The following is an 18492-nucleotide window of genomic DNA, read 5'->3' as shown; positions in this document are numbered from 1 at the left end:
TCCTGGGTGATCCGGGGTCAGCTCGAGGTTGCGCTTCTTCTCAGCCTCGGTGAGGGGCCGGGCCGGTCCTGCACGCGGCCGTGGCGGTGCCACAGCGGGGAGGCGGGCGGCTTGGGGTAGCCGGGGGCGTGGTCGACGTCGTGATCGGTGTTGCGCATGGGGGCCTCCGGTGGGAGGGGGCAGACGTGGGTGTCGCGCCGGCCGCTCTTGGACTGGGTATCGGAGGCGAACCGGCCGAAGCGGGCCTTGACGGGGTTCGCGGCGATCCGGCCCTCGGCGCACGCCTTGTGTACGGGCTCCCCGGCGTGGGCTTGTCGCACAGCGCGCAGGGGCGGGTCCTGCCAGGCATCGAAGTGCTGGCTGTCGCGCCAGTCGGGGAGAGCGCCGGGAGGTGGGACGAGGCCCGGTTCGAAGGGCGCCCTCTTGCCTCAGGGACGGCGGGTCACGGCCGGATGCCGGACAGCTGCTGAAGTACGCGGTCCATCAGGGCCGGCGGCAGGGGCGGGGTACTCATGCGGCCCGTCCGGCGTCTTCTGGCTCCTGCCCCGCGACCGCGACAGCCTCCCCGACGGCCTCTACGCCAGCGGCGCCCCCGCCGAAGCAGTCGACCCCGCCACCCTGGAGGCCGGCAGCAAAGGCAGGAAGACAGAACGCTCGGAGCGCCCCGCTCAGACCACCGACGCCTGGCCAGCGCGACGACATGTTTCTCGCGCAGGACCGCGGATCTGAGTCACTTCAGTCCCTTTTCCGGCAGAGGAAAGTGTTCTGACCTGCACAAACACGCCAGTGACTGAAGCCCCCGGGCCCGGCTGGCTTCTTGGTCGGCGGAACGGCTGGCGCGGCCGGCATTCCGGGGGCGTGTGGCCGGTGTTGCTATGCGGGGTCGGTGCGTTCCCAGATCTGGCGGGACGCTTCGAGCGGGTAGGCGGTGTCGGTGGGTGGGAGGTTCCAGATCCTGGTGGTGGGCTGGTCGGGGGTGAAGCGGGGCCAGCCGGGGTCGCCGGTCCGTGCGAAGGAGGTCCAGGCGGTGCGCAGGCGCTCGGACAGGCCGGCGAAGTCGGCGGGCGGTGGCGAGCCCAGGAACAGTGCCGCGTAACGGGTGTTGGGGTTACCGAAGGTGAAGGGGACGTCGATGCCGTGGGCGGCCCCGAGGGCGGGGCCTTGCCAGGTGAAGTCGTACAGCCAGGTCCGGCCGCCGGCTCGCGTGTGGGCTTGGGCGACGCGGGTGGTCGGCATCCGCACCAGCGCGTCGGACAGCACTTCTGTGAACAGGGCGTTGTCGGAGAGCCCCGGGTAGCCCTCGCGGTAGGCGGCGGCCGCGTCCTTGCCGAGGCCGACGGCTTCGGTGACCTGCCCCAGGTCGATGTCCTTCGCTGCCGGGACCGGCCCCTGGCCCCGGTATTCCTCGTGGGTGAACCCGCAGATCAGGTCGACGTCGCCGCCCACGCCCGCCTCGAAGGCGGTCCAGGGCTGTCCGGTCACCAGGTCGTCGTCGACGACGGGGCCGAACGCGGTGAAGCCGTCTTCGGGGCCGCGCAGTGGCGCGTCCTGGACCGCGAGGAGCGCCTCGGGCGGCAGGGAGGCCAGCGCGTCCCAGGTCGCGGGGAGGCCCGCGGCCTCGGCGATCGCCGTGGTGGCGGCGTGGGCTTCGGCGCGGGTGCGGGCTCCTGCCGGGATGCTCTGGGCGATCACGCGTCGGAACAGGCCACGCGCCGCGGGGGCGGACGCCAACAGGACGGCGGACGCGGCTCCGGCCGACTGGCCGAACACGGTCACATTGGCGTTGTCGCCACCGAACGCGGCGATGTTGTCCTGGACCCACTGCAGGGCCGCGATCTGGTCGCGCAGCCCGCGGTTGTCCGGGATGCCCGGCAGGTGACCGAAACCCTCGAAGCCGACCCGGTAGTTGAAGGTCACCACGACGACACCCGCACCGGCGAGCGCGGTGGCGTCGTACTGCGGCATGCGCGCAGAGCCGTGCTTCCACATGCCCCCATAGATCCACACCATCACCGGCAGACCGGCCGCACCGGGGTCGGGAGTCCACACGTTCGCGGTCAGGCAGTCCAGCCCGTCCCCGGGCCGCCATATCGCCGGTGCACCGGGTGCCGGGGCGAGTTGCGGGGGCGCGGCCCCGAACGCGAGCGTGTCACGAACGCCGTCCCACGGCGCGGGCGGTGCAGGGGGCCGGAACCTCAGCGGGCCCTCGGGCGGGGCGGCGAAGGGGATCCCCCGGAAGCACGCGATCTGGTCCCGGCTCGTCCCGCGGATCTTCCCTGCGGACGTGACTACCACGGTCATGCTGACCTCCTCGGCCAAAACACCCTGACGATCGACGTGGCCGCCCGGCGGTCTGGCCGGGCGCGGCCGTGACCGTGACCGTACACGCCACCTGCGCCGACGACCTCCTGCGCTTCGGCGTCGCGCTCGCCCCCGAGCCGCAGGAGGAGGTCAGCCGGGTACCACGTCTCCTACGGGCACCTGGTCCCGGCCTCAGGCGATGTGGCGGAGAAGACTGACGCGAAGCTCGCCGTCGAGGAGGTCGTCCATCCGGGCCGCGAAGTCCTGTAGGTGGGCGGTCTGGAGGTTCGCGGCGTGGTCGGCGCGGCTGCGCCAGATCTCGTAGAAGCAGAACGAGGCGGGGTCGTCCACATCCACGTGCAGGTTGTAGGTGACGCAGCCCGGCTCGCGCGACGTGGGCGCCACGAGCGCGGTGAGTGCCTGGTGCAGAGCCTGCTCCTTGCCGGGCTTGGCCCGCAACTGAGCCACGACTGTCAATGCGTCAGATTCGATGTTCGTCATCAGGGTGGGTGTTCCTGTTCATGGTGCGGTGACCCGTTGCCACCAGCGGCACAGGACGACGCTAGGGGCAAGTAGTCCGGCTATACAGTCCTCTTTCATGGACAGTGACCGGACCAATCGAGCCAGCGGCCTCCTCATCGAACTGGCCGAGGACGGTGGGTCGCTGTACGAGCGCCTGACGAGCGGGATCAGGACCGCCATCGTGGAGGGCCGCCTGGCACCGGGCCACCTGCTCCCCCCGAGCCGCGCGCTGGCTGCCGAACTCGGCTGCTCCCGATGGGTCGTCAACGAGGCGTACACCCAGCTCGCCGCCGAGGGCCAACTGCAGACGCGGCAGGGCTCCGGTACGCGCGTCACGGCCCATCCCACCAGGCCCAACCCGGACCGGGCACCAACGGCCCGGCGGGCACCTTCCGCACCGCCGGTGGTGGCCGACCTCCGGCCGGGCACACCGGACGTGGCCGCATTCCCCGCACCCGGGTGGACCCGGTCCCTGCACCACGTCCTCGCCGGCGCCGACTGGGAACCATCGGTCTTTCCGCAGGCAGCAGGGGCGCAGCGGTTGCGGGAGGTCGTCGCCGCCTATCTGAGCCGGGTACGCGGACTGGCGGTCGAGGCCGACGAGGTACTCATCACCTGCGGTACCTCCCACGGAGTGTCGCTCGTCGCGCGGGTCCTGGCCGCACGCGGGGTCCCGCACCTGGCTGTCGAGGATCCCGGCTGGCCCCGTCTGCACCGGGTCGCGGCCGCCGCCGGCCTGCCCACCGTGCCGGTCGCCGTGGACGCCGAGGGCCTCGACGTCGAGGCGCTGACTCGCACAGATGCCCGGGCGGTGCTGTGCGCACCGGCCCATCAGTTCCCCACCGGCGCGGCCCTGTCCCCCGCCCGCCGGAGGGCTTTGCTCGCCTGGGCCGTGCAGCGCGCCTCCGTCATCGTCGAAGACGACTACGACGCCGAGTTCCGCTACGACCGCAGACCCGTCGGCGCGCTGGCCGGCCTCGACCGCAACCTCGTGGTCTACCTGGGCTCGGTCAGCAAGACCCTGCATCCCGGACTGCGTTTGGGCTGGATGGTCCCACCGCCGGCGCTGCGCCAACCGCTGCTCGACGCCCTCGACACCGCGGCCGCCGGCCCCAGCACCCTGGACCAGCTCACCTTCGCCAGGCTCGCCGGCACCGGCGGCTACGACAAGCACCTACGCCGCGTGCGCAAGACCTACAGGGCCCGCCGCGACGCCCTCGTGACCGCGCTGGGCGGCCATGCCGTCATCCGCGACTGCGGCCCGGTCCGCGGCATCGCCGCCGGCCTGCACCTGTTGGTCCCCCTGCCCGCCGGACTCGACGACCACGTGATCGTCGAACACCTCGCAGACCGCGGCATCGCCACCGCCGCCCTCTCCGGATACACCACCCGCCGCCAACCGCCGGCCCTGGTCATCGGCTACGGCCGACTCGCCCCGAGCCGCGCGCAGTGGGCAGCCGAACAGATCGCGGAGGTCCTCCTCGACCAGCTACCGACTTCGGCGCTCGGCGGTGACCGGCTCGTTCATGCAGCTGACTGATGGTCATCTGCACGCTAGGCCGTTGGCATGCGATATGCGATATGCGATATGCGATATGCGATATGCGGATGGGCTCGGGCTGAAGGCGAGAGCCCGGTCCGTTGGCCAGCGCGCACTCCACGGCGTGCGCAGTGGCCGCCCGGGCGCGGGTGCGGCCGTCGAGCACCCACACCCACGGCGTTGCCGGGGCCGCCGCCACGCCGGTGGGGTTGCGGGTGGGTGGGCACCTGGTCCAGGGCGAAGCCGGGGATGGGGCGCAACTGCGCGGAGGTCATCCACGTGCTGTACTCCGCGGGCTCGACGCCGCTGCTTTCAGTGGTCTGCCGTAGTGCCCGTCGGGCAGCAGGAGGGTGATCGCTGCGGGCTGTGGTTGGGGGGGGCGGTCACGGTCAGGGGCGGGCGAGCCGCTCCGCCCGGGCCTGCCGGCATGCCGGGCACAGGGGGCTGGCGCCGGCTCCGTAGCGCGTGGTGGCCCGGCGGCACCGGACGCACGGCCCGGTCGAGACCGGCGTGGGCCGCGCGGGTGCGGGGTCGATGGGGCGGCTCATGCCGCGGCCTTCCGTCCGGGGCCCGTGGGTGTGCGGGCGGCGCGCTGCAGGTCGGCTGCGCCGGCCCGCCGTCCGGTGGGGGCGGTCCAGTACGGGTGGGTGCACAGGCGCGCCGACAGGTCGAGAAGCCGGCGCCGCAACGCGGTCGTGCCGGCCCCGGCGGGGGCCTGCGCCAGTTCGGCGTAGGTCTGCTGCCACGCCCTTTGGAGGGTGATCAGGTCCTCCGGGAAGCGGAACGGTGGTCTCATCTTCCAATGGAAACACGTGTTCGAATTCCTGCGCGAATGCCTCGCCGAATCCGGCAGTCAGCTCTCGCGCAGGGAGTGCGGGAACTGGGGTGCTCGACACAGGCTATGCAGTAGGTCGCGTCCAGGTACGGCGGATCGAAGGGGGCACCGCCACTCGGTGTCCAGCCGGCGGTCTCCATAGTGGATACGGTGTTGCTGTTATGGTGCTGGCCGAGGAGGTGAACGTTTCCGTGGCAGCAGCTGGTCCTACGCGAGCGACCCAGGCATCGGCTCGGCGCCCGGGGCGTCCGCCTGTGCCGCTGGAGCGCATCGTCTCCACCGCACTGCAGATCGTGGACGACGAAGGGGCCGACGCTCTCTCGATGCGGACGCTGGCCCAGCGCCTGGGTTCGGGCACCGCGACGCTGTACCGGCACTTCGACAGCCGGACGGCACTGGTCGCCCACGTCGTGGACCGCATGTTCGGCGCCGTGGACCTGAACGGCGACGAACTCCGCGCGATGGGCTGGCAGCAAGCGCTGCGGACGGTCGCGCACACCATGTTCGAGGCCCTCGCCCGCCACCGGAACGCGGCGCGCCTGATGGCCGAAGAGATACCCCTGGGGCCGAACGCCATGGCGCTGCGGGAACACTGTCTCGCGGCGCTGCTCGGCAGCGGCTTCCCGCCGCGACTGGCCGCGCACACCTTCGCCACCCTCGCCCGCTACGTCCTCGGATTCGCCATACAGGTCAACGGTCATGGCGGCGGCGGGCAACGCGACGACGCGCACCTGTCCGCCGTCTTTCAGAGCGCCGATCCAGTCTTGTTCCCGGCAACGGTCACCGTCGCCGGGTCGATGCCCGTTCCGATCGAGGACGAGTTCTCCTTCGGCCTCGAACTCCTTCTCAGCGGGCTCGCCCACCTGCGCGACGACGCCTGACCAGCCAGGACGATCCGAATCTGAGGCCGTCGGCCTGTGAATGCAGTGCCTCAGGCGAACAAGGCCCAGAGGTATGAGGCGACCAGCACCGCGCACACGGCGGCGGGCACGAATGTGGCAACCGGGTCGCCCTTGCGCAGGTGTACGACCACAGCTCCGGCCAGCAGCAGGAGAAGGCCGACCCCCGCGAGGCCGCCGAGCGCCGGCACGGCGGGGCCGAGCGCCACGCCCGCGACTCCTGCCAGTTGCAGCACGCCGATGCGGCGGTAGGCGGCGACGGAGAAGCCGGTCTCGGCGGCCAGCTCACGTGCCTTCGGCAACGCGAGTGTGTTGAGCACTCCGCTTTGTCGATCAGGTCGGGGCTTGTCGACGACCGTCCACTCCTGGGCATTCGTCGCGCAGCGTGCCCAGCCACCCGCCCGGAGCCTGGCAGTCCTCCTCGGGATGGTGCTCCAAGGCGTCGCACAGCAGCCGTGCCAGCGCGGGCTCGCCGATGATGACGCGGCCGGAGAAGTCGGCGACCCCGGAGCCGGGCGCCTCGATGACGTCGCCGACGGCTGCGATGGCCTCGCAGGCGGCGGGGACGTCGACGTGCTCGGCGTCCGGCCGCTGCGGCGTCATCGTGATGACCTGCGCCCGGTGCAGCCGTATGCGGCTCATTCAGTGGCCCGCGGACCGGGGTGGGTGTGGCTCGGCTGGGACACGGTGCGGCTCTTTGTCCGCGGCGTCATCGCCCGCACGGCGGCTTGAGTGGCGGTGAGGAAGTCCCGGGTGGCGATGTGCCCGATGTAGCCGTCGGGCCGGATCAGCAGCAGCGTGTCGCCGGTCAGGCCGTAGGCACCGCGCAGCGTGTTCTCGGAGTCGGAGAAGGCGCGGCCGTCGCCCCCGGCCGGGCCGACGGTCAGCCGCTTCAGCGGGGCGCCCGTCGTCGGCCAGTCGAGGAGTTCGAGGTCCTGGGCGGCGCCGGGGCCGTAGGCGATGGCGGTGAAGTGCGGTCCCCGGAAGAGGTCGAACAGGCGGGTCTCGGTGCCGTCGGCGCCGAGCAGGCGGGCGTCCGGTGCGCGGTCGCCCACGCGCAGCGTGCCGGTGCCGGTGCCGGTGTTGCCACTGTCGCCGTCGGCGGGGGCGAGTGGGCCGCCGTAGTAGGTCAGGGAGAGCTGCTGCTCGTCCTTGCCGCGCTTCATGCTGGAGGGGTCGAGCTTGGCGATGCCGCCCCATTTCTCCGTGGACAGGCCCAGGACGCCGGCGGCGATCGGCTGCCGCTCGGCTTCGTAGGTGGCAAGGAGGGCGGGGTCGGCTCCGGCGAGGACCTGGCCGAGCTTCCAGCCGAGGTTGTAGCCGTCCTGCATGCCGGTGTTCAGGCCCTGGGCGCCGGCCGGGGTGTGGACGTGCGCGGCGTCGCCGACGAGGAAGACACGTCTGCGGCCGTAGTGCTTCGCCAGACGGATGTTGGGCCGGAACACGGACTTCCAGTGGATCTCGTGCAGCTGGATGTGCCGGTTGCGGGTGTGGGAGTGGATCCGGTCGACGATGGCGCCGATCTCCTGGGGCGGCTTTTCGTCGGGCGTGAGCCGGATCATCCACTGGAACATGTCGCTTCCGGGGAGCGGGCAGGCGGCGATGAGCTTGCCGCCGAGGCCGGGCCACATGTGCCACCGGTTGCGGGCCAGGCCGCTGACGGAGGCGTCCACGATCAGCACGCGGTCGGACTCGTCCGTCGTCCCCACGAAGCCGATGCCGAGCTGCTTGCGCACCGCGCTGGAGCCGCCGTCGGCCCCCACGGCGTAGCGGGCGACGATCTCCTCGGCCCCGTCCGCGCCCACGACCGTGGCGAACACCGTGTCCTCGTCCTGCGTCAGCTCGGTCAGTTCCTTGCCGAACTTGACTTCGCGGCCGAGCTCACCGAGCCGGGCGTGCAGGGCGCGGTCCGTGCGGAACTGCGGGATCAGCCAGGTGTTCGGGTACGGGACGTCCGGGGTCGGCTCCGTGTGGGGGAACATCTTCCACGGCACGCTGATCGGTCCTGCATGGAGCCCGAGCTTGGGATAGAGGTCGCCGCCGGCCAGGACGTCGTCGAGGGCGCCGAGGTCTTCGAGGATTTCGAGGCTGCGGGGCTGGATGCCCTTGGCGCGCGAGCCGTCGAAGGCGTGGGGGGACCTGTCGACGATCCGGACGTCGAGTCCGCGGCGTACGAGGTCGATCGCCAGGGCGGAGCCCGAGGGGCCGGCACCGATGATCAGTACGTCGATGGCCTGCGGGTTGTTCATGGGTCGAGCCTTTCGGTGCGTGCGGACACGAACGGGACGAGCTGATCGGCGACGTCGCGAGGCCGTTCGAACGGGGCCATATGCCCGCATTCGGTAATGCTGTGATGTCTGTGAGGCTTCAGCAGGGCGCGCGCCGTGTCGGCGTACGCCGACGGCGTGACGGTGTCCTCGTCGCCCCACAGCAGCAGCGTCGGAATGCCCAGCGCACCCGTCCGCCGGAAGAGGTCGTCACGGCCGGTGACGGGCAGGTGCTGCAGGGTGTCGAAGACCGCGTACAGCGAGCCCTCGAAGCGGAGGGAGCCGAGGACCATTTCGGTCAGTTCCGCGCCGAGCTCGGGGTCGCGGACGTTGTGCCCCAGGTGCCCCTGGAGCAGCCGGAGGCCGCGGTGGCGGGCGACCACCCCGGCCAGCAGATCGCTGCGCATCAGCCGGTCGGGGGAGGTCAACCGCGGTCGCGCGAGACCGGCGGGGCCGACGAGGGTGAGCGTGGACACCGACGAGCGGTACCGGGCCGCGTACGTCATGGCGACGAGCGCGCCCATGGAGGTGCCGACCAGGTGCAGGGGCCGCGCCGTCAGGCCGAGCCGGTCCGTCAGCTCGGCCAGCTGCCGCGTGAACAGCCTCTCGTCGTATCGCGCCCTTACCCGGTCGGAGTAGCCGCGGCCGTAGGCGCTGCAGGTCAGAGTGCGCAGCCCTTGGGCGTGCAGCTCGCTGACGAGGCCGTCCCAGTAGAACAGCGGGATGGTCAGCCCGCCCGCCATCAGGACCACGTCCCCGCCTTCGGGCCCGGTCAGCTCGTAGTGGGTGACGCCGTCGGACAGCTCGATGAAACTGCCGCGCAGCGCCCCCCGCGAGTCGGCGGTGAGTTTGCGGTCCTCGCCCGGGGCGACGAAGTACTTCATGGCACGGGCCTCCTTGCCCTCAGTGCGCGGGGGTCCCGGCGCAGGAGCCGAGGAACGTCGTGATCGCCTCCGCGACCCACTGCGGTTCCTCCTCCGGCAGCAGATGTCCGCCGTGGGGGTGGACGAGCTCCCGGGCACCGGGGATGTCGCGGGCGAAGTGCTGGCCGTCGATGCCCGCGCTGCGCAGCACCAGTGTGGGCACCCTGATGCGGGGGATCCGCGCGCTGCGGTCCGGCTGGTCGGTGTTGCAGAAGTCGACGAAGGCAGAGCGGTTACCGGGGCGGCTCATGAGCTGATGGGCGCGGTCCACCATGGCGTCGTCCACGATCCGCGCATGCGGCCCGACGGCCGCGCGCAGGTTGCGCTCGATGGCCCCGCGCGGCATCACCCGCCTCAGCAGCGGTCGCACCAGCGGGTTGCGGGTCAGGCGCATGCCTGCGGGCACCGTCTTCTCCGGGTAGCCGGTGGCATTGACCAGCACCAGGCCGGTCAGCCGCTCCGGATGGTCCAGCGCGAGGTTCCAGGCGATGTTGCCGCCCAGGGAATTGCCGGCCACCGCGTAGCGCGGCACTCCCAGCGCCTCCAGGAAGCCCGCCACCGTCGCGGCGTACACCGGGACGCGGTAGTCGCGATCCTCGCGCGGGCCCGTCAGCCCGAACGCCGGCAGGTCGGGACGGATGACATCGAACGAACCCGACAGCAGGTCCGTCGCGCGGTCGAAGTGCTGCAGGGACGAGGCGCTGCCGTGCAGCAGCACGAGAGCCGGGCCGTGCCCGGCGCGCTTGTAGTGGATCCGCAGGCCGTCCACCTCGACGAACCGGGAATCGGGCTGGGGCTCGGACCAGGTACTCATAATGGATACACTGTTGCCGATAAGGTGGTCGTGTCAAGTGGAAGCCTTGGCGCGGGCACGGCGCCCTGCCTCGGCCACCTCCTGCACGACCACCCGAACGCGATGCCCCCGAAGCGGCAGACCAGGCCACCGAGGATCTGCTGCGGATGTCCGGCCTTCCCGGCGACGAGGCCCATGAGATCGGCCGGAAGCCACTGTCCGACCTGGAAACCGCGCCCGACCGGCACGGCCACACCCCCTGAAGCCGAGAACCGTGATCACCCGAACGAAAGGTCCGCAGTACATGACACTCCGACGCGTTCTCAGCGGACTGGGCGCCGCAGCGACCCTCGGCGCCGCTGCGGCGATCAGCACACGTCGCCGCGCTCTGACGGCAGTGCCCCGCGAGCTGCGGCACCCCGTGCTCTACCTCCCGCTGAACTTCGCCAACCCGGTCACTCTGGCCATCGCCCGCCGCCTCGTGCCCTTGGCGGGAGCCGCCTCCAGGCCCGGGGTCCGCGTCGAGCGGCGCACGCTGCCGGCCACGACCGACGGCCTCCCCGTCGAGGTGCTCACCTACCAGGCATCAGGCGGCCAAACGCCGCGCGCGGCGCTGCTCTGGATCCACGGCGGAGGAACCGTCATGGGTGCCGCTCGGCAGGAGAACACCTGGTGCAGCCGCGTCGCCGACGAACTCGGCGTTCTGGTCGTCAGCGTCGACTACCGGCTCGCACCCGAAAATCCGTACCCCGCAGCCTTGGACGACTGCTTCGGTGCGCTTCGCTGGCTTCACGCCAGCGCCGCCGCCCTCGGCATCGACCCCGCCCGCATCGCCGTCGGCGGCGAAAGCGCCGGAGGCGGACTCGCCGCCGCCGTAGTCCAGCGCGCCCACGATTCAGGAATGCCGGTCCGGTTCCAACTCCTCCTCTACCCCATGCTCGACGACCGCACGGCTCTACGCGTCGACCCTCCCCACAGCGCCGTCTATACGTGGACCCCGGACTCCAACCGCTTCGCCTGGACCTCCTACCTCGGCCGCCCACCACAGGACCGCGACGATCGCCCCTATATTGCTGCGGCAAGGCGTAGGAACCTCGCCGGGCTGCCGCCCGCGTGGATCGGCGTGGGCGACCTCGACCTGTTCCACGACGAAGACGTCGACTACGCCCGGCGCCTGAGCGAGGCCGGGGTCGCCTGCGAACTGCGGCTCGAACCAGGGATGTACCACGGTGCTGATGCCCTGCTCGACGGCAAAGCACCCTCGATGACCGCTTTCCGCACCGCCGCCCTCGACGCTCTGCGAACCGCCCTGGCCAAGCCCTGACCGTCCCGGACGCTCTCCCTCCTGGCCAGCCGCCCGCGAAGCGGGCCCAGGGCCGCAACGCGAGCAGACCGCCTGATCACCACCGCCGACATCGCCGACGCGGCCGCAACCACGCCCCCTGGGCGGCATGCTGCTCGACGGACCGGCTGGCCGCACCGACTACGCGCTGGCCGAACCCGGCCCCGGCCCCGGGTCCGAGGTCGGGGGCGTCGGCCGGTTCGTGTGGCAGGGGCACCCCTGCGCGGTGGGCGGTCCGACCCGGTCCGGTCCGGGAGGTGCTTGAGGCGGGACGCGCCGGGCAGGCCGCTGTGCTCCCCCGGACGGGGGAGGAGGTCGCTACGTGCGGAGGACGTGGCCTCACGGGCTCCGCACCAGGATGGAGTCATGAACACGGCAACGAGGAAGCGGACGGGGATGCAGCGGGTCGCCGCGCTCACTGCTTGCGCGGGTGCGCTCGCCTACACCATCAGCAAGGTCGGCCTCGCGCGGGACGGCGAACTGGGCATGCCGGGCTTCCCCGCGCCGCCCGAGGCGTATGCGTCGGTCGGTGATGTCGCGGCAGCTCAGCTGGGCAATGCCGCTCTCGGCCTGTTGATGGCGCTGGTCGCCCTGCTGCTGGTCCGCCCGCCGGTCGGCCGATGGGTCCGGGGGTGTGTGTTGCTGGTCTCCTGGGCCGGGATCCTGATGGTCGGGTCCGGCGTCATCGGCTTCGGCGCGCGGGCGGCGGGCCTGGCTCCCGACCTGGGCGCCCCGCCCCCCGATGCCGGAACCGCCGTCGCGGCGCTCGCCGTCGGCGCGCTGTGGGTGGCGGGCTGGGCGGTGGCAGCGGTCGGCGCCACAGGCAGACGGAGCGCTCAGGAGGACGCTGAGTAGGCCCTCTGTGGTGTCGCACGGAATCCCACTGCCGATGGCCCCCGGCCCCCGGCCCGTGGACCATGCCGGCGGCTGGAGCGGATCGCGCAGTCCCGGCCGCCCGTCTGTGCGCTTCGTCCGAGGCCTTCCGCGACACCGCCCGCGTGCGCGACCTCGTCGACGCCCTGCGCCCCGACGCGTGCTGGATCCCCGAACCCTCCCTCGTCGCCGAGGACGAGAACAGCCCTGTCATCGCGCACATTCGGTCTACAGGCCGATGCCCCGTCAGCAGCGCGGGCGACTTCGGTCTGCCTTGGCGGCGACACGTAGTTCCCCGGCGTCCCCCCGGACCATGTGGCCGAGCACGGCCCGCCGCAGGGGCCCTGCGCGGCCTCCTTGGCCAGCACGTGATCCTCGGCCCGGACCAGGCCGTCGCGTACGCCGGGGCGTGCGCCGTGTGGACGCTCTGACCGCCCGGCCTTCTCCCGGACCCGCTAGCGCAGCAGGTCATTGATCTTCACGTCCGTGCCGTCGTCGCGCCAGGCCGCGAAGTAGTAGACGGCCGACTTCGGCGGCAGGTCGTGCGGGAGACACGTTGGCGATCTCCCGTATCTCGTAACGGCCTTGATGCCCCGTCGGCGACGGGTGGTCGGCCTTCCATTCCGAGATCACCGGCCCGATCAGTGCCGAGTCCGTCAGTGGGAGGACTCGTGAGGGGGCGGGCGGAGGCCTCTGGCAGCATGGGCTTGTGACTCATGCGAACGACTCGGACGACCCGCTCCAGTTGCTGATGGGCTTGGAGGTCAGCGCTGTGTCTTTCGTGCGCGACTACGTCGAGCTGCACTTCGATGGACCGATTCTGCGGGCCTTGAGCGACCCCTCGGGGGTGTACGGGGGCCGCGAGTGGCGCTTTCCCGCACCAGGGTCGCTGGAGCTCATGCGCTGCTACATCGGCAAGACCGTCGACGGCTATGAACTGGATCCAGATCGGATTCTGGCCCTGGACTTCGGAGAGCACCGCTTCGTCATCCCGCTGGACTCCGATTCAAGCGGTGGTCCCGAGGCGGCCCACATGGTCGGCGTCGACGAGAGCGGTAGGGCTTCTGTCCTCGGCGGGATGTGGATCTGGTAGCCAGAGGGGCGCCGGTCCCTCGATGTTCTTTGGCAGCAGGTCGTGGTCGAGGGCTTCGCAGATATCGCGGGCCCGGAGAGGGCTGGTCCGGCGGTGCAGCCGGGATCCGGGCGGCGAGTCTTCCGGGTGATCGACAGGTGTTCGAGGCGGGTCTCGGCTTCTCGCAGTCGGCAGTGCAGCTCTTCGATCTGGGTGCGAAGGTCGTCGGCCAGGGCTCGGGCGGCGGCCTCTTGGAGGCCGAGCGCGTCGAGCAGGGGCTCGGTGTTCACGCTGCCACCGCCTGCGGATCACCGGGTGGGGGTGTTCGCGTTGGTGAGCCGACGGGCCATGACCTGGGTCATCGTCCAGTAAACGCGGGGTGCCGAGGAGGCAGGGCGGTGCTCGTAGTCGCGGACCAGGCGCCGGCGCACCACCGCTTCAGCTGCGGAACGAACCCTCTAATCGGCGGGCTCGTTCCCGGACCTTCCACTCGGTGATCACCGGCTCGATCAACGCCCACCGCTCGTCCGATAAGTCGCCCGGGTGCGGCTCGCGTTCACTCACCCCCCGCATCCGCAGGCCACCGGCTGCCGACCGGAAGATTCCGTCCGCACCCACACCATCAGAGCTGCGGCGGAGTGTGGGAGGCGCTGGCCCCCGGTGGTCCGCCGCACCAGCGGCTTTGTGCGGCTCAGGGAGGGCGGCCAAGCCGTGGGTGGTGTGGACCGTTGGGTTGCGTCCGGGCGCCTAGGAGCAGAGTCTTGAACTTGGGGAGATAAGCGGGGGTGTTCGGGAACGGCTGCGTGAGCGGAGAGGCCTGCGCACGGGTCGTCGTATGGAGGGTTATGTGGTGATCAGTTATGGCAAAGCTTGTGAATTTCAGGTGCCTTGGAGAGGTGCCTGGAAATAAGTTCCTGGACGGAAACACGGGTACCAACAAGGTTGCTCTTGCGCCCTCGACGGCCCCGCCCTTTACGGGGACGCTGTGGTCCCTCCAAGAGGTTCCGAGCGTGCCGCACGCATTTACTATCGAATGCATGGGAACTGGTGCGGGCAGTCAGGGCAGTCAGTTCTTGGACGGCAATACAAGCACGGGAGAAGTTACTCTCAGGCCCAACACAAATTTCACCGGAACACGGTGGCTCCTTTCTAACAGGCCCGACGGCAGCCACACGCTCACGTGTCTGGGAGACCAGGAAGGGGTGCGGATCCTGGACGGGATCACGCAGGCAGGCAAGGTCCATCTAGTGGATACCGTTGTCGGCAAGTCCGGAACCGCTTGGGCGCTTGAGGTTCCCGCCTGAGGGTTGCGGGTCTTAGTGTTGTTCGTGACAGGCAGGGCGTCGAGCGACGAGCCGACGACGAGGACTGCTCAGTCAGGGATCCGTAAGGCGTTCGCCCTCCCGGCCTGCCCGCCGCCGAACCATCCGCGTCGGGCCGCCGCAGTGCCCGGGCTTCGGCCCCCGCTCCGGGGCATCGCCTGGCTGACCTGACAAGTAGCGAAGCGCGCCACACCCGGTGGCCAAGATCGACCGCGTGTTGGGGTCTTCGTCGTCGTCGATCAGCCCGCCAGACAGGGACCCACAGTTCCTCGGTGGCGAAGGGTCGGCCTCGGTGTAGTGGAGTTGGAGTTCGCCCAGGCGCTCGGCGCAGCAGGCGGTCACCAGCCGGTGGCCGTCTGCTCGGGGTCGTCGGGATCGGGCGCAGAGACGGCCCGGAGGTCTGGGCACTGGGCCCGGCGGCAGTGAGGGCGGCAACGACGAGCAGAGATCTCGTGGCGATGGCGGTACGGGGCAGCTGGGGGCCCTCCTGGCGTCAAGAGGTGGGGATCGCAGCGACCGTAGGCGCCACCTCGACCTCCCGCAAGACCATGCGTAGCATGCACCTGCACGCGTGCCGGTACCGTTCCCAACGTGCCCGCAGGCAGCGCGCAGTGTCGCGTTCCGGGGGAGCACTGGCCGGCCCTGGCGGCTTGGCCGAGGCCCCGTGCGGCAGGAGGAGGGAAGGTGTCAATCTCATGATCGGCCCCACCGCCCCACGAGGACGGCGGATCACTCGCCCCGATGTGATCCTGCACGGGGAGGAGGTCGGTGCCGGACCGACCTTCCTGCTCCTTCACGCCGGTGGCGAACGCCGTCAGGTGTGGGGACCGGTCAGCGAGGTCCTCGTCGATGCCGGGTACCGGTGTGTGGCCTTCGACCAGCGAGGCCACGGCGACAGCGAGGGCAGTGCTCGGTCACTGTCCGCGTGCGCGGACGACGTCGCCGCGATGGTGTGTGCCGAGCCGCCGGCAAGCGTGGTCGTCGGTGCCTCACTCGGCGGGCTCGCCGCCATCGCCGCCCTTGAGGATCCGGCCGTGCGGGCCAGGGTGGCGGGGCTGGTGCTGGTCGACGTCGTACCCTGCCTCGACCCCTCCAGGGTCCGCCGCTTCCTCGCTTCCGTCGGCCCGCTCGGCGCCCACGCCGAGCTCGTCGAGGACATCCTCGCCCAGGTTCCGCGGCTACGTCAGACCACCGCGGAACTCGACCTGCCCGTCTTGCTCGTCCACGGCGACAACGGCTCGTCGCTCACCGACGAGGACATCGACCAGTTGCTGCACCTGGCTCCTCACACCACGGTCCGGCCCATCCAAGGCGCCGGGCACCTCATCGCCCGCGACCAGCCCGTCGCCCTGGCCCAGGCCGTCATCACCACCACCACCTGGCGGTAACCGCGCCGCCCGGTGTTTCCGGTACTCCACGGAGGGAGGGTGACGTCATTGCCTCCCGGAGCCGGCGCTGGCCCTCCGGAGCAGTCGCGGACAACCGGCGTTTTTCAGTCAACCATGTTGCAGAACCGCTTAGTTGACGTGGAGCGCGGCACAATGGCCCTCCGGTGACGACGCATGGGGGGTGCGTGACGTCTTCGAAAGGGGAACGCGGAAGTGACCGCAGGGTCATCGCCGCCGTGCTCGTGTTCTGCGCGCTCGGGGCAGTGGCCCTCGTGTCCCTGGGGCCGCCCCGCGACACCACGGTCCTGAGGTTGGACGCCGGCACCGCCTGGCTGGTGAGTGAGGCGCCCGGCCTGCTCACCGCCGTGGACGGGATCGCCGCCCGGCCCGTCGCGCAGGTCCGGGTCCCGAACGCGGCCGGCGGCCGGATGGAGGTCGTACGCGGCGGTGCCGTGCCCGTGCTCCTGACGCGGCTGCCGAAGGAGGACGGCGCCATCTCGTACGCGAGCCCGGTGGACGAACAGCGGCTGGCCCTCGCGTCGACGGAGCAACTGGGCTCCCCCACCTCCACCGTCCTCGTCTCGGGTACGGCCGCGTACTCGGTCGACCACGCGCAGGGCATCCTGAACCCCTTGAAGGAAGCAGGGCCCGGTGCGCCGCGCGGGGGCACGCTGCGGGCCGGCTATCCGGTCGCCGAAGCGGTGCCGGACGGACGGCGCGGCGCATGGCTCCACCTGCCGGACCGGCACGAGGTCCTGCACCTGGACGGCGCCGGCCGTACCGTTCGGCGGATCGCCGTGCCGGGAGCACCGGGGGACGTCATGCTGATCGCGGGGGAGGGGCGGGCCGTCGCCGTCAACCGCTCCGCACCGTCCTTCGTCGTACTCTCCGATTCCGGGAAGGGGCGGGAGGTGCCCATCGCCCTCGACGCGGGTGAGGAGCGGGTGGCGGAGGCCGGCTTCGGCGGGGACGACCGGCTTCACGTGATCGTCTCTCCCACGAACACGCTGCTGACCCTGGACATGGACAGCGGGCGGGTGCTGCACCGGGTGCGGCTCCTGGAGGGCGCGCCGCGCCGCCTGGGCCCCCCGGTCGAACAGGGCGGGCGCGTCTGGGTCCCCGACCGGGACGGTGCGCAGGTGCTGGCGCACGACCCCGTCTCGGGGCGCACCACCGTCGAGGCCCGCCTCTCCGGCTCTCCCGCCCCGGAACTCATGGTCTTCGCCCAGGGTGAACGGGTGTGGGCCGACGATCCGGGCGGGCCGCAGGCGATGGTCTCGTACGCGGGTACCACCCGGGTCTTCCGCAAGTATCCGGAAGGGGAGCGGGGTACCCCGGCTCCCTCCGCCACCCCCACCCCCACGCCGACGCCTACACCCACCCCCACGACACCCACGCCCACCCCCACCCCCACCCCCACACCCACCCCCACCGCACCCGGCGAAGGCACCCTGCGACCGAGCCTGCTCACCACCCTGGCGACCACCGCCCAGGAGGTACGGTTCGCGCCGGACGGCGACACGATCGCCCTGTCCGACGGGCTCCGGATCAGCCTGTGGAGGAGGCAGGGCGACGGCGGCTTCCGCATGCTCAGCCGGTTCCAGCCGCTGGGCGCCGACGAGACGCACGGGATGGACTTCACCCGGGACTTCAAGTCGCTGTACGTGTTCACCTCTCGTGGCCTCGGGCGCTACGACGTCACGGATCCCACGACGCCCCGGCAGGTCTGGGACTCCTACCTCGCCGGCGCGTTCGACCCGTTCACCTCCAGTTCCCTGGACGCCACGGGAACCATGTGGGCCGTCAGCGTCCGCTGGCCCACGGACAGCCGCGAGCGGGCCGAGTTGCAGCTGCTGGACGTGAGCGACCCGGGCTCCCCGTACATGATCGGCTACGGCCAGGCGATCGGCGGCGAGGACCTCGCCCTCGGCCGGGTGGCCTTCAGCCCGACGGCGCCCCTGCTGGTCGTCCCGGCCGTGCTGCTGACGAGCCCCGTGACCTACTCCCTCCGGTTCATGGACCTGCGCGATCGCCGCGCCGCCCGCACGGTGAACATCCCCACCGGATCCGGCGCCCCGCCCCCGCGGTTCTCGGCCGACGGGACACGAGTCCTGGCCGGGGGAACACGTACGCGCCTGTCGCTGTGGGACGTGCGCGACCCGGCCCACCCCGAGGAGCAAGCACTGCCCGAGGCGGTCGGCCCGTCCGCGCTCCTCTCTCCCGACGGGCGCCTGGTGGCCCAGTCGTCCGACGGCTCCGTCGTCCTGTGGCGGTTGGGCGACGACGGAGTCCCGCGCAAGGCCGGCTCCCTGCCGGGCAAGGACACGGAACCGCTCGGATTCAGTCCCGACGGACAGACCCTGGCCGTACGACGAGAGGGGAACGTACAACTGTGGAAGGTCGGTTGAACGTGCC

Annotated in this window: 17 protein-coding genes and 2 pseudogenes; 8 read left to right on the top strand and 11 right to left on the bottom strand. The window is 71.3% G+C overall.

The window, feature by feature from the left end; translation table 11 throughout:
* Positions 1-17 precede the first annotated feature (17 nt).
* Entirely contained in the window at positions 18-320 is a 303-nt protein-coding gene (locus tag ABT403_RS29095) for a hypothetical protein (protein WP_344155214.1), read from the bottom strand.
* On the opposite strand from ABT403_RS29095, the gene ABT403_RS29090 reads away from it, so the two are divergent.
* The gene (locus ABT403_RS29090) at positions 208-729 is read left to right on the top strand and encodes a DUF6009 family protein (RefSeq protein ID WP_344155205.1); all 522 of its coding nucleotides are present in this window, start codon (positions 208-210) and stop codon (positions 727-729) included. The two genes, ABT403_RS29095 and ABT403_RS29090, sit on opposite strands and share 113 nt — an antisense overlap.
* 144 nt (positions 730-873) lie before the next feature.
* On the opposite strand, the gene ABT403_RS29085 is transcribed toward ABT403_RS29090, so the two are convergent.
* Both ABT403_RS29085 and ABT403_RS29080 read right to left on the bottom strand, forming a co-directional pair.
* A complete protein-coding gene (locus ABT403_RS29085) occupies positions 874-2301 on the bottom strand; it encodes a carboxylesterase/lipase family protein (RefSeq protein ID WP_344155150.1) in 1428 nt (475 codons plus the stop codon).
* 192 nt (positions 2302-2493) lie between these two features.
* Positions 2494-2769 (bottom strand): putative quinol monooxygenase, encoded by a 276-nt coding sequence (locus tag ABT403_RS29080; protein ID WP_211275124.1) that lies wholly within the window; start codon positions 2767-2769, stop codon positions 2494-2496.
* 130 nt (positions 2770-2899) lie between these two features.
* Here ABT403_RS29080 and pdxR point away from each other — a divergent pair, with 130 nt between their 5' ends.
* On the top strand, positions 2900-4363 hold the full coding sequence (pdxR, locus tag ABT403_RS29075; RefSeq protein ID WP_344155147.1) for a MocR-like pyridoxine biosynthesis transcription factor PdxR: 1464 nt from the start codon (positions 2900-2902) through the stop codon (positions 4361-4363).
* Between the two features lie 544 nt (positions 4364-4907).
* Here the strand turns inward: pdxR and ABT403_RS29070 are convergent.
* A complete protein-coding gene (locus ABT403_RS29070; protein WP_344155144.1) occupies positions 4908-5159 on the bottom strand; it encodes a DUF8825 domain-containing protein in 252 nt (83 codons plus the stop codon).
* Between the two features lie 293 nt (positions 5160-5452).
* On the opposite strand from ABT403_RS29070, the gene ABT403_RS29065 reads away from it, so the two are divergent.
* Positions 5453-6079 (top strand): TetR/AcrR family transcriptional regulator, encoded by a 627-nt coding sequence (locus ABT403_RS29065; protein WP_344155141.1) that lies wholly within the window; start codon positions 5453-5455, stop codon positions 6077-6079.
* Positions 6080-6129: 50 nt separating this feature from the next.
* On the opposite strand, the gene ABT403_RS29060 is transcribed toward ABT403_RS29065, so the two are convergent.
* From ABT403_RS29060 to ABT403_RS29040, 5 genes are read right to left on the bottom strand one after another with little or no spacing between them, the layout of a single operon-like run.
* The gene (locus ABT403_RS29060) at positions 6130-6417 is read right to left on the bottom strand and encodes a DoxX family protein (RefSeq protein ID WP_344155138.1); all 288 of its coding nucleotides are present in this window, start codon (positions 6415-6417) and stop codon (positions 6130-6132) included.
* Between the two features lie 13 nt (positions 6418-6430).
* The gene (locus ABT403_RS29055; RefSeq protein ID WP_344155135.1) at positions 6431-6739 is read right to left on the bottom strand and encodes a hypothetical protein; all 309 of its coding nucleotides are present in this window, start codon (positions 6737-6739) and stop codon (positions 6431-6433) included.
* Positions 6736-8346: an FAD-dependent oxidoreductase gene (locus tag ABT403_RS29050; protein ID WP_344155132.1), complete on the bottom strand. Its 1611-nt coding sequence runs from the start codon at positions 8344-8346 to the stop codon at positions 6736-6738. Before ABT403_RS29050 ends, ABT403_RS29055 begins: the two co-directional genes overlap by 4 nt.
* Positions 8343-9248, bottom strand: coding sequence for an alpha/beta fold hydrolase (locus ABT403_RS29045; RefSeq protein WP_344155130.1), 906 nt, complete (start codon positions 9246-9248; stop codon positions 8343-8345). Before ABT403_RS29045 ends, ABT403_RS29050 begins: the two co-directional genes overlap by 4 nt.
* 19 nt (positions 9249-9267) lie before the next feature.
* Complete coding sequence (locus tag ABT403_RS29040) at positions 9268-10101, bottom strand: alpha/beta fold hydrolase (protein WP_344155127.1); 834 nt, start codon at positions 10099-10101, stop codon at positions 9268-9270.
* A gap of 283 nt (positions 10102-10384) precedes the next feature.
* Here ABT403_RS29040 and ABT403_RS29035 point away from each other — a divergent pair, with 283 nt between their 5' ends.
* Together ABT403_RS29035 and ABT403_RS29030 are read left to right on the top strand one after the other, a co-directional pair.
* Complete coding sequence (locus ABT403_RS29035) at positions 10385-11404, top strand: alpha/beta hydrolase (RefSeq protein ID WP_344155124.1); 1020 nt, start codon at positions 10385-10387, stop codon at positions 11402-11404.
* A gap of 384 nt (positions 11405-11788) precedes the next feature.
* The gene (locus ABT403_RS29030; protein ID WP_344155121.1) at positions 11789-12277 is read left to right on the top strand and encodes a hypothetical protein; all 489 of its coding nucleotides are present in this window, start codon (positions 11789-11791) and stop codon (positions 12275-12277) included.
* 476 nt (positions 12278-12753) lie between these two features.
* On the opposite strand, the pseudogene ABT403_RS29025 reads toward ABT403_RS29030, so the two are convergent.
* Positions 12754-12955: pseudogene (locus tag ABT403_RS29025) on the bottom strand (transposase); the annotation flags it as partial.
* Between the two features lie 49 nt (positions 12956-13004).
* Here ABT403_RS29025 and ABT403_RS29020 point away from each other — a divergent pair.
* Positions 13005-13388 carry a hypothetical protein gene (locus ABT403_RS29020; protein ID WP_344155118.1) on the top strand — a complete coding sequence of 128 codons (384 nt, stop codon included), beginning with the start codon at positions 13005-13007 and terminating at the stop codon, positions 13386-13388.
* Between the two features lie 287 nt (positions 13389-13675).
* Here the strand turns inward: ABT403_RS29020 and ABT403_RS29015 are convergent.
* Positions 13676-13896 (bottom strand): annotated as a pseudogene (locus ABT403_RS29015) (IS5/IS1182 family transposase); the annotation flags it as partial.
* Between the two features lie 1488 nt (positions 13897-15384).
* On the opposite strand from ABT403_RS29015, the gene ABT403_RS29010 reads away from it, so the two are divergent.
* Positions 15385-16077, top strand: coding sequence for an alpha/beta fold hydrolase (locus tag ABT403_RS29010; protein WP_344155115.1), 693 nt, complete (start codon positions 15385-15387; stop codon positions 16075-16077).
* A 185-nt stretch (positions 16078-16262) separates the two neighbouring features.
* Positions 16263-18485: a WD40 repeat domain-containing protein gene (locus ABT403_RS29005; protein WP_344155112.1), complete on the top strand. Its 2223-nt coding sequence runs from the start codon at positions 16263-16265 to the stop codon at positions 18483-18485.
* Positions 18486-18492: the final 7 nt, after the last annotated feature.

It is taken from the genome of Streptomyces sp. NPDC000075 (assembly GCF_040301925.1).
GTDB classification, from domain to species: Bacteria; Actinomycetota; Actinomycetes; order Streptomycetales; family Streptomycetaceae; genus Streptomyces; species Streptomyces polychromogenes.
Note: the sequence above shows the minus strand (reverse complement) of the source record. Positions and strands in the feature narration are given on the sequence as shown.

Excerpts from the sequence above, each read along its gene's own strand:
- ABT403_RS29035 (WP_344155124.1), top strand. The coding sequence starts at position 10,385 with ATGACACTCCGACGCGTTCTCAGCGGACTGGGCGCCGCAGCGACCCTC.
- ABT403_RS29070 (WP_344155144.1), bottom strand. The coding sequence starts at position 5,159 with ATGAGACCACCGTTCCGCTTCCCGGAGGACCTGATCACCCTCCAAAGG.
- ABT403_RS29010 (WP_344155115.1), top strand. The coding sequence starts at position 15,385 with ATGATCGGCCCCACCGCCCCACGAGGACGGCGGATCACTCGCCCCGAT.
- pdxR (WP_344155147.1), top strand. The coding sequence starts at position 2,900 with ATGGACAGTGACCGGACCAATCGAGCCAGCGGCCTCCTCATCGAACTG.
- ABT403_RS29045 (WP_344155130.1), bottom strand. The coding sequence starts at position 9,248 with ATGAAGTACTTCGTCGCCCCGGGCGAGGACCGCAAACTCACCGCCGAC.
- ABT403_RS29030 (WP_344155121.1), top strand. The coding sequence starts at position 11,789 with ATGAACACGGCAACGAGGAAGCGGACGGGGATGCAGCGGGTCGCCGCG.
- ABT403_RS29055 (WP_344155135.1), bottom strand. The coding sequence starts at position 6,739 with ATGAGCCGCATACGGCTGCACCGGGCGCAGGTCATCACGATGACGCCG.
- ABT403_RS29050 (WP_344155132.1), bottom strand. The coding sequence starts at position 8,346 with ATGAACAACCCGCAGGCCATCGACGTACTGATCATCGGTGCCGGCCCC.
- ABT403_RS29040 (WP_344155127.1), bottom strand. The coding sequence starts at position 10,101 with ATGAGTACCTGGTCCGAGCCCCAGCCCGATTCCCGGTTCGTCGAGGTG.
- ABT403_RS29085 (WP_344155150.1), bottom strand. The coding sequence starts at position 2,301 with ATGACCGTGGTAGTCACGTCCGCAGGGAAGATCCGCGGGACGAGCCGG.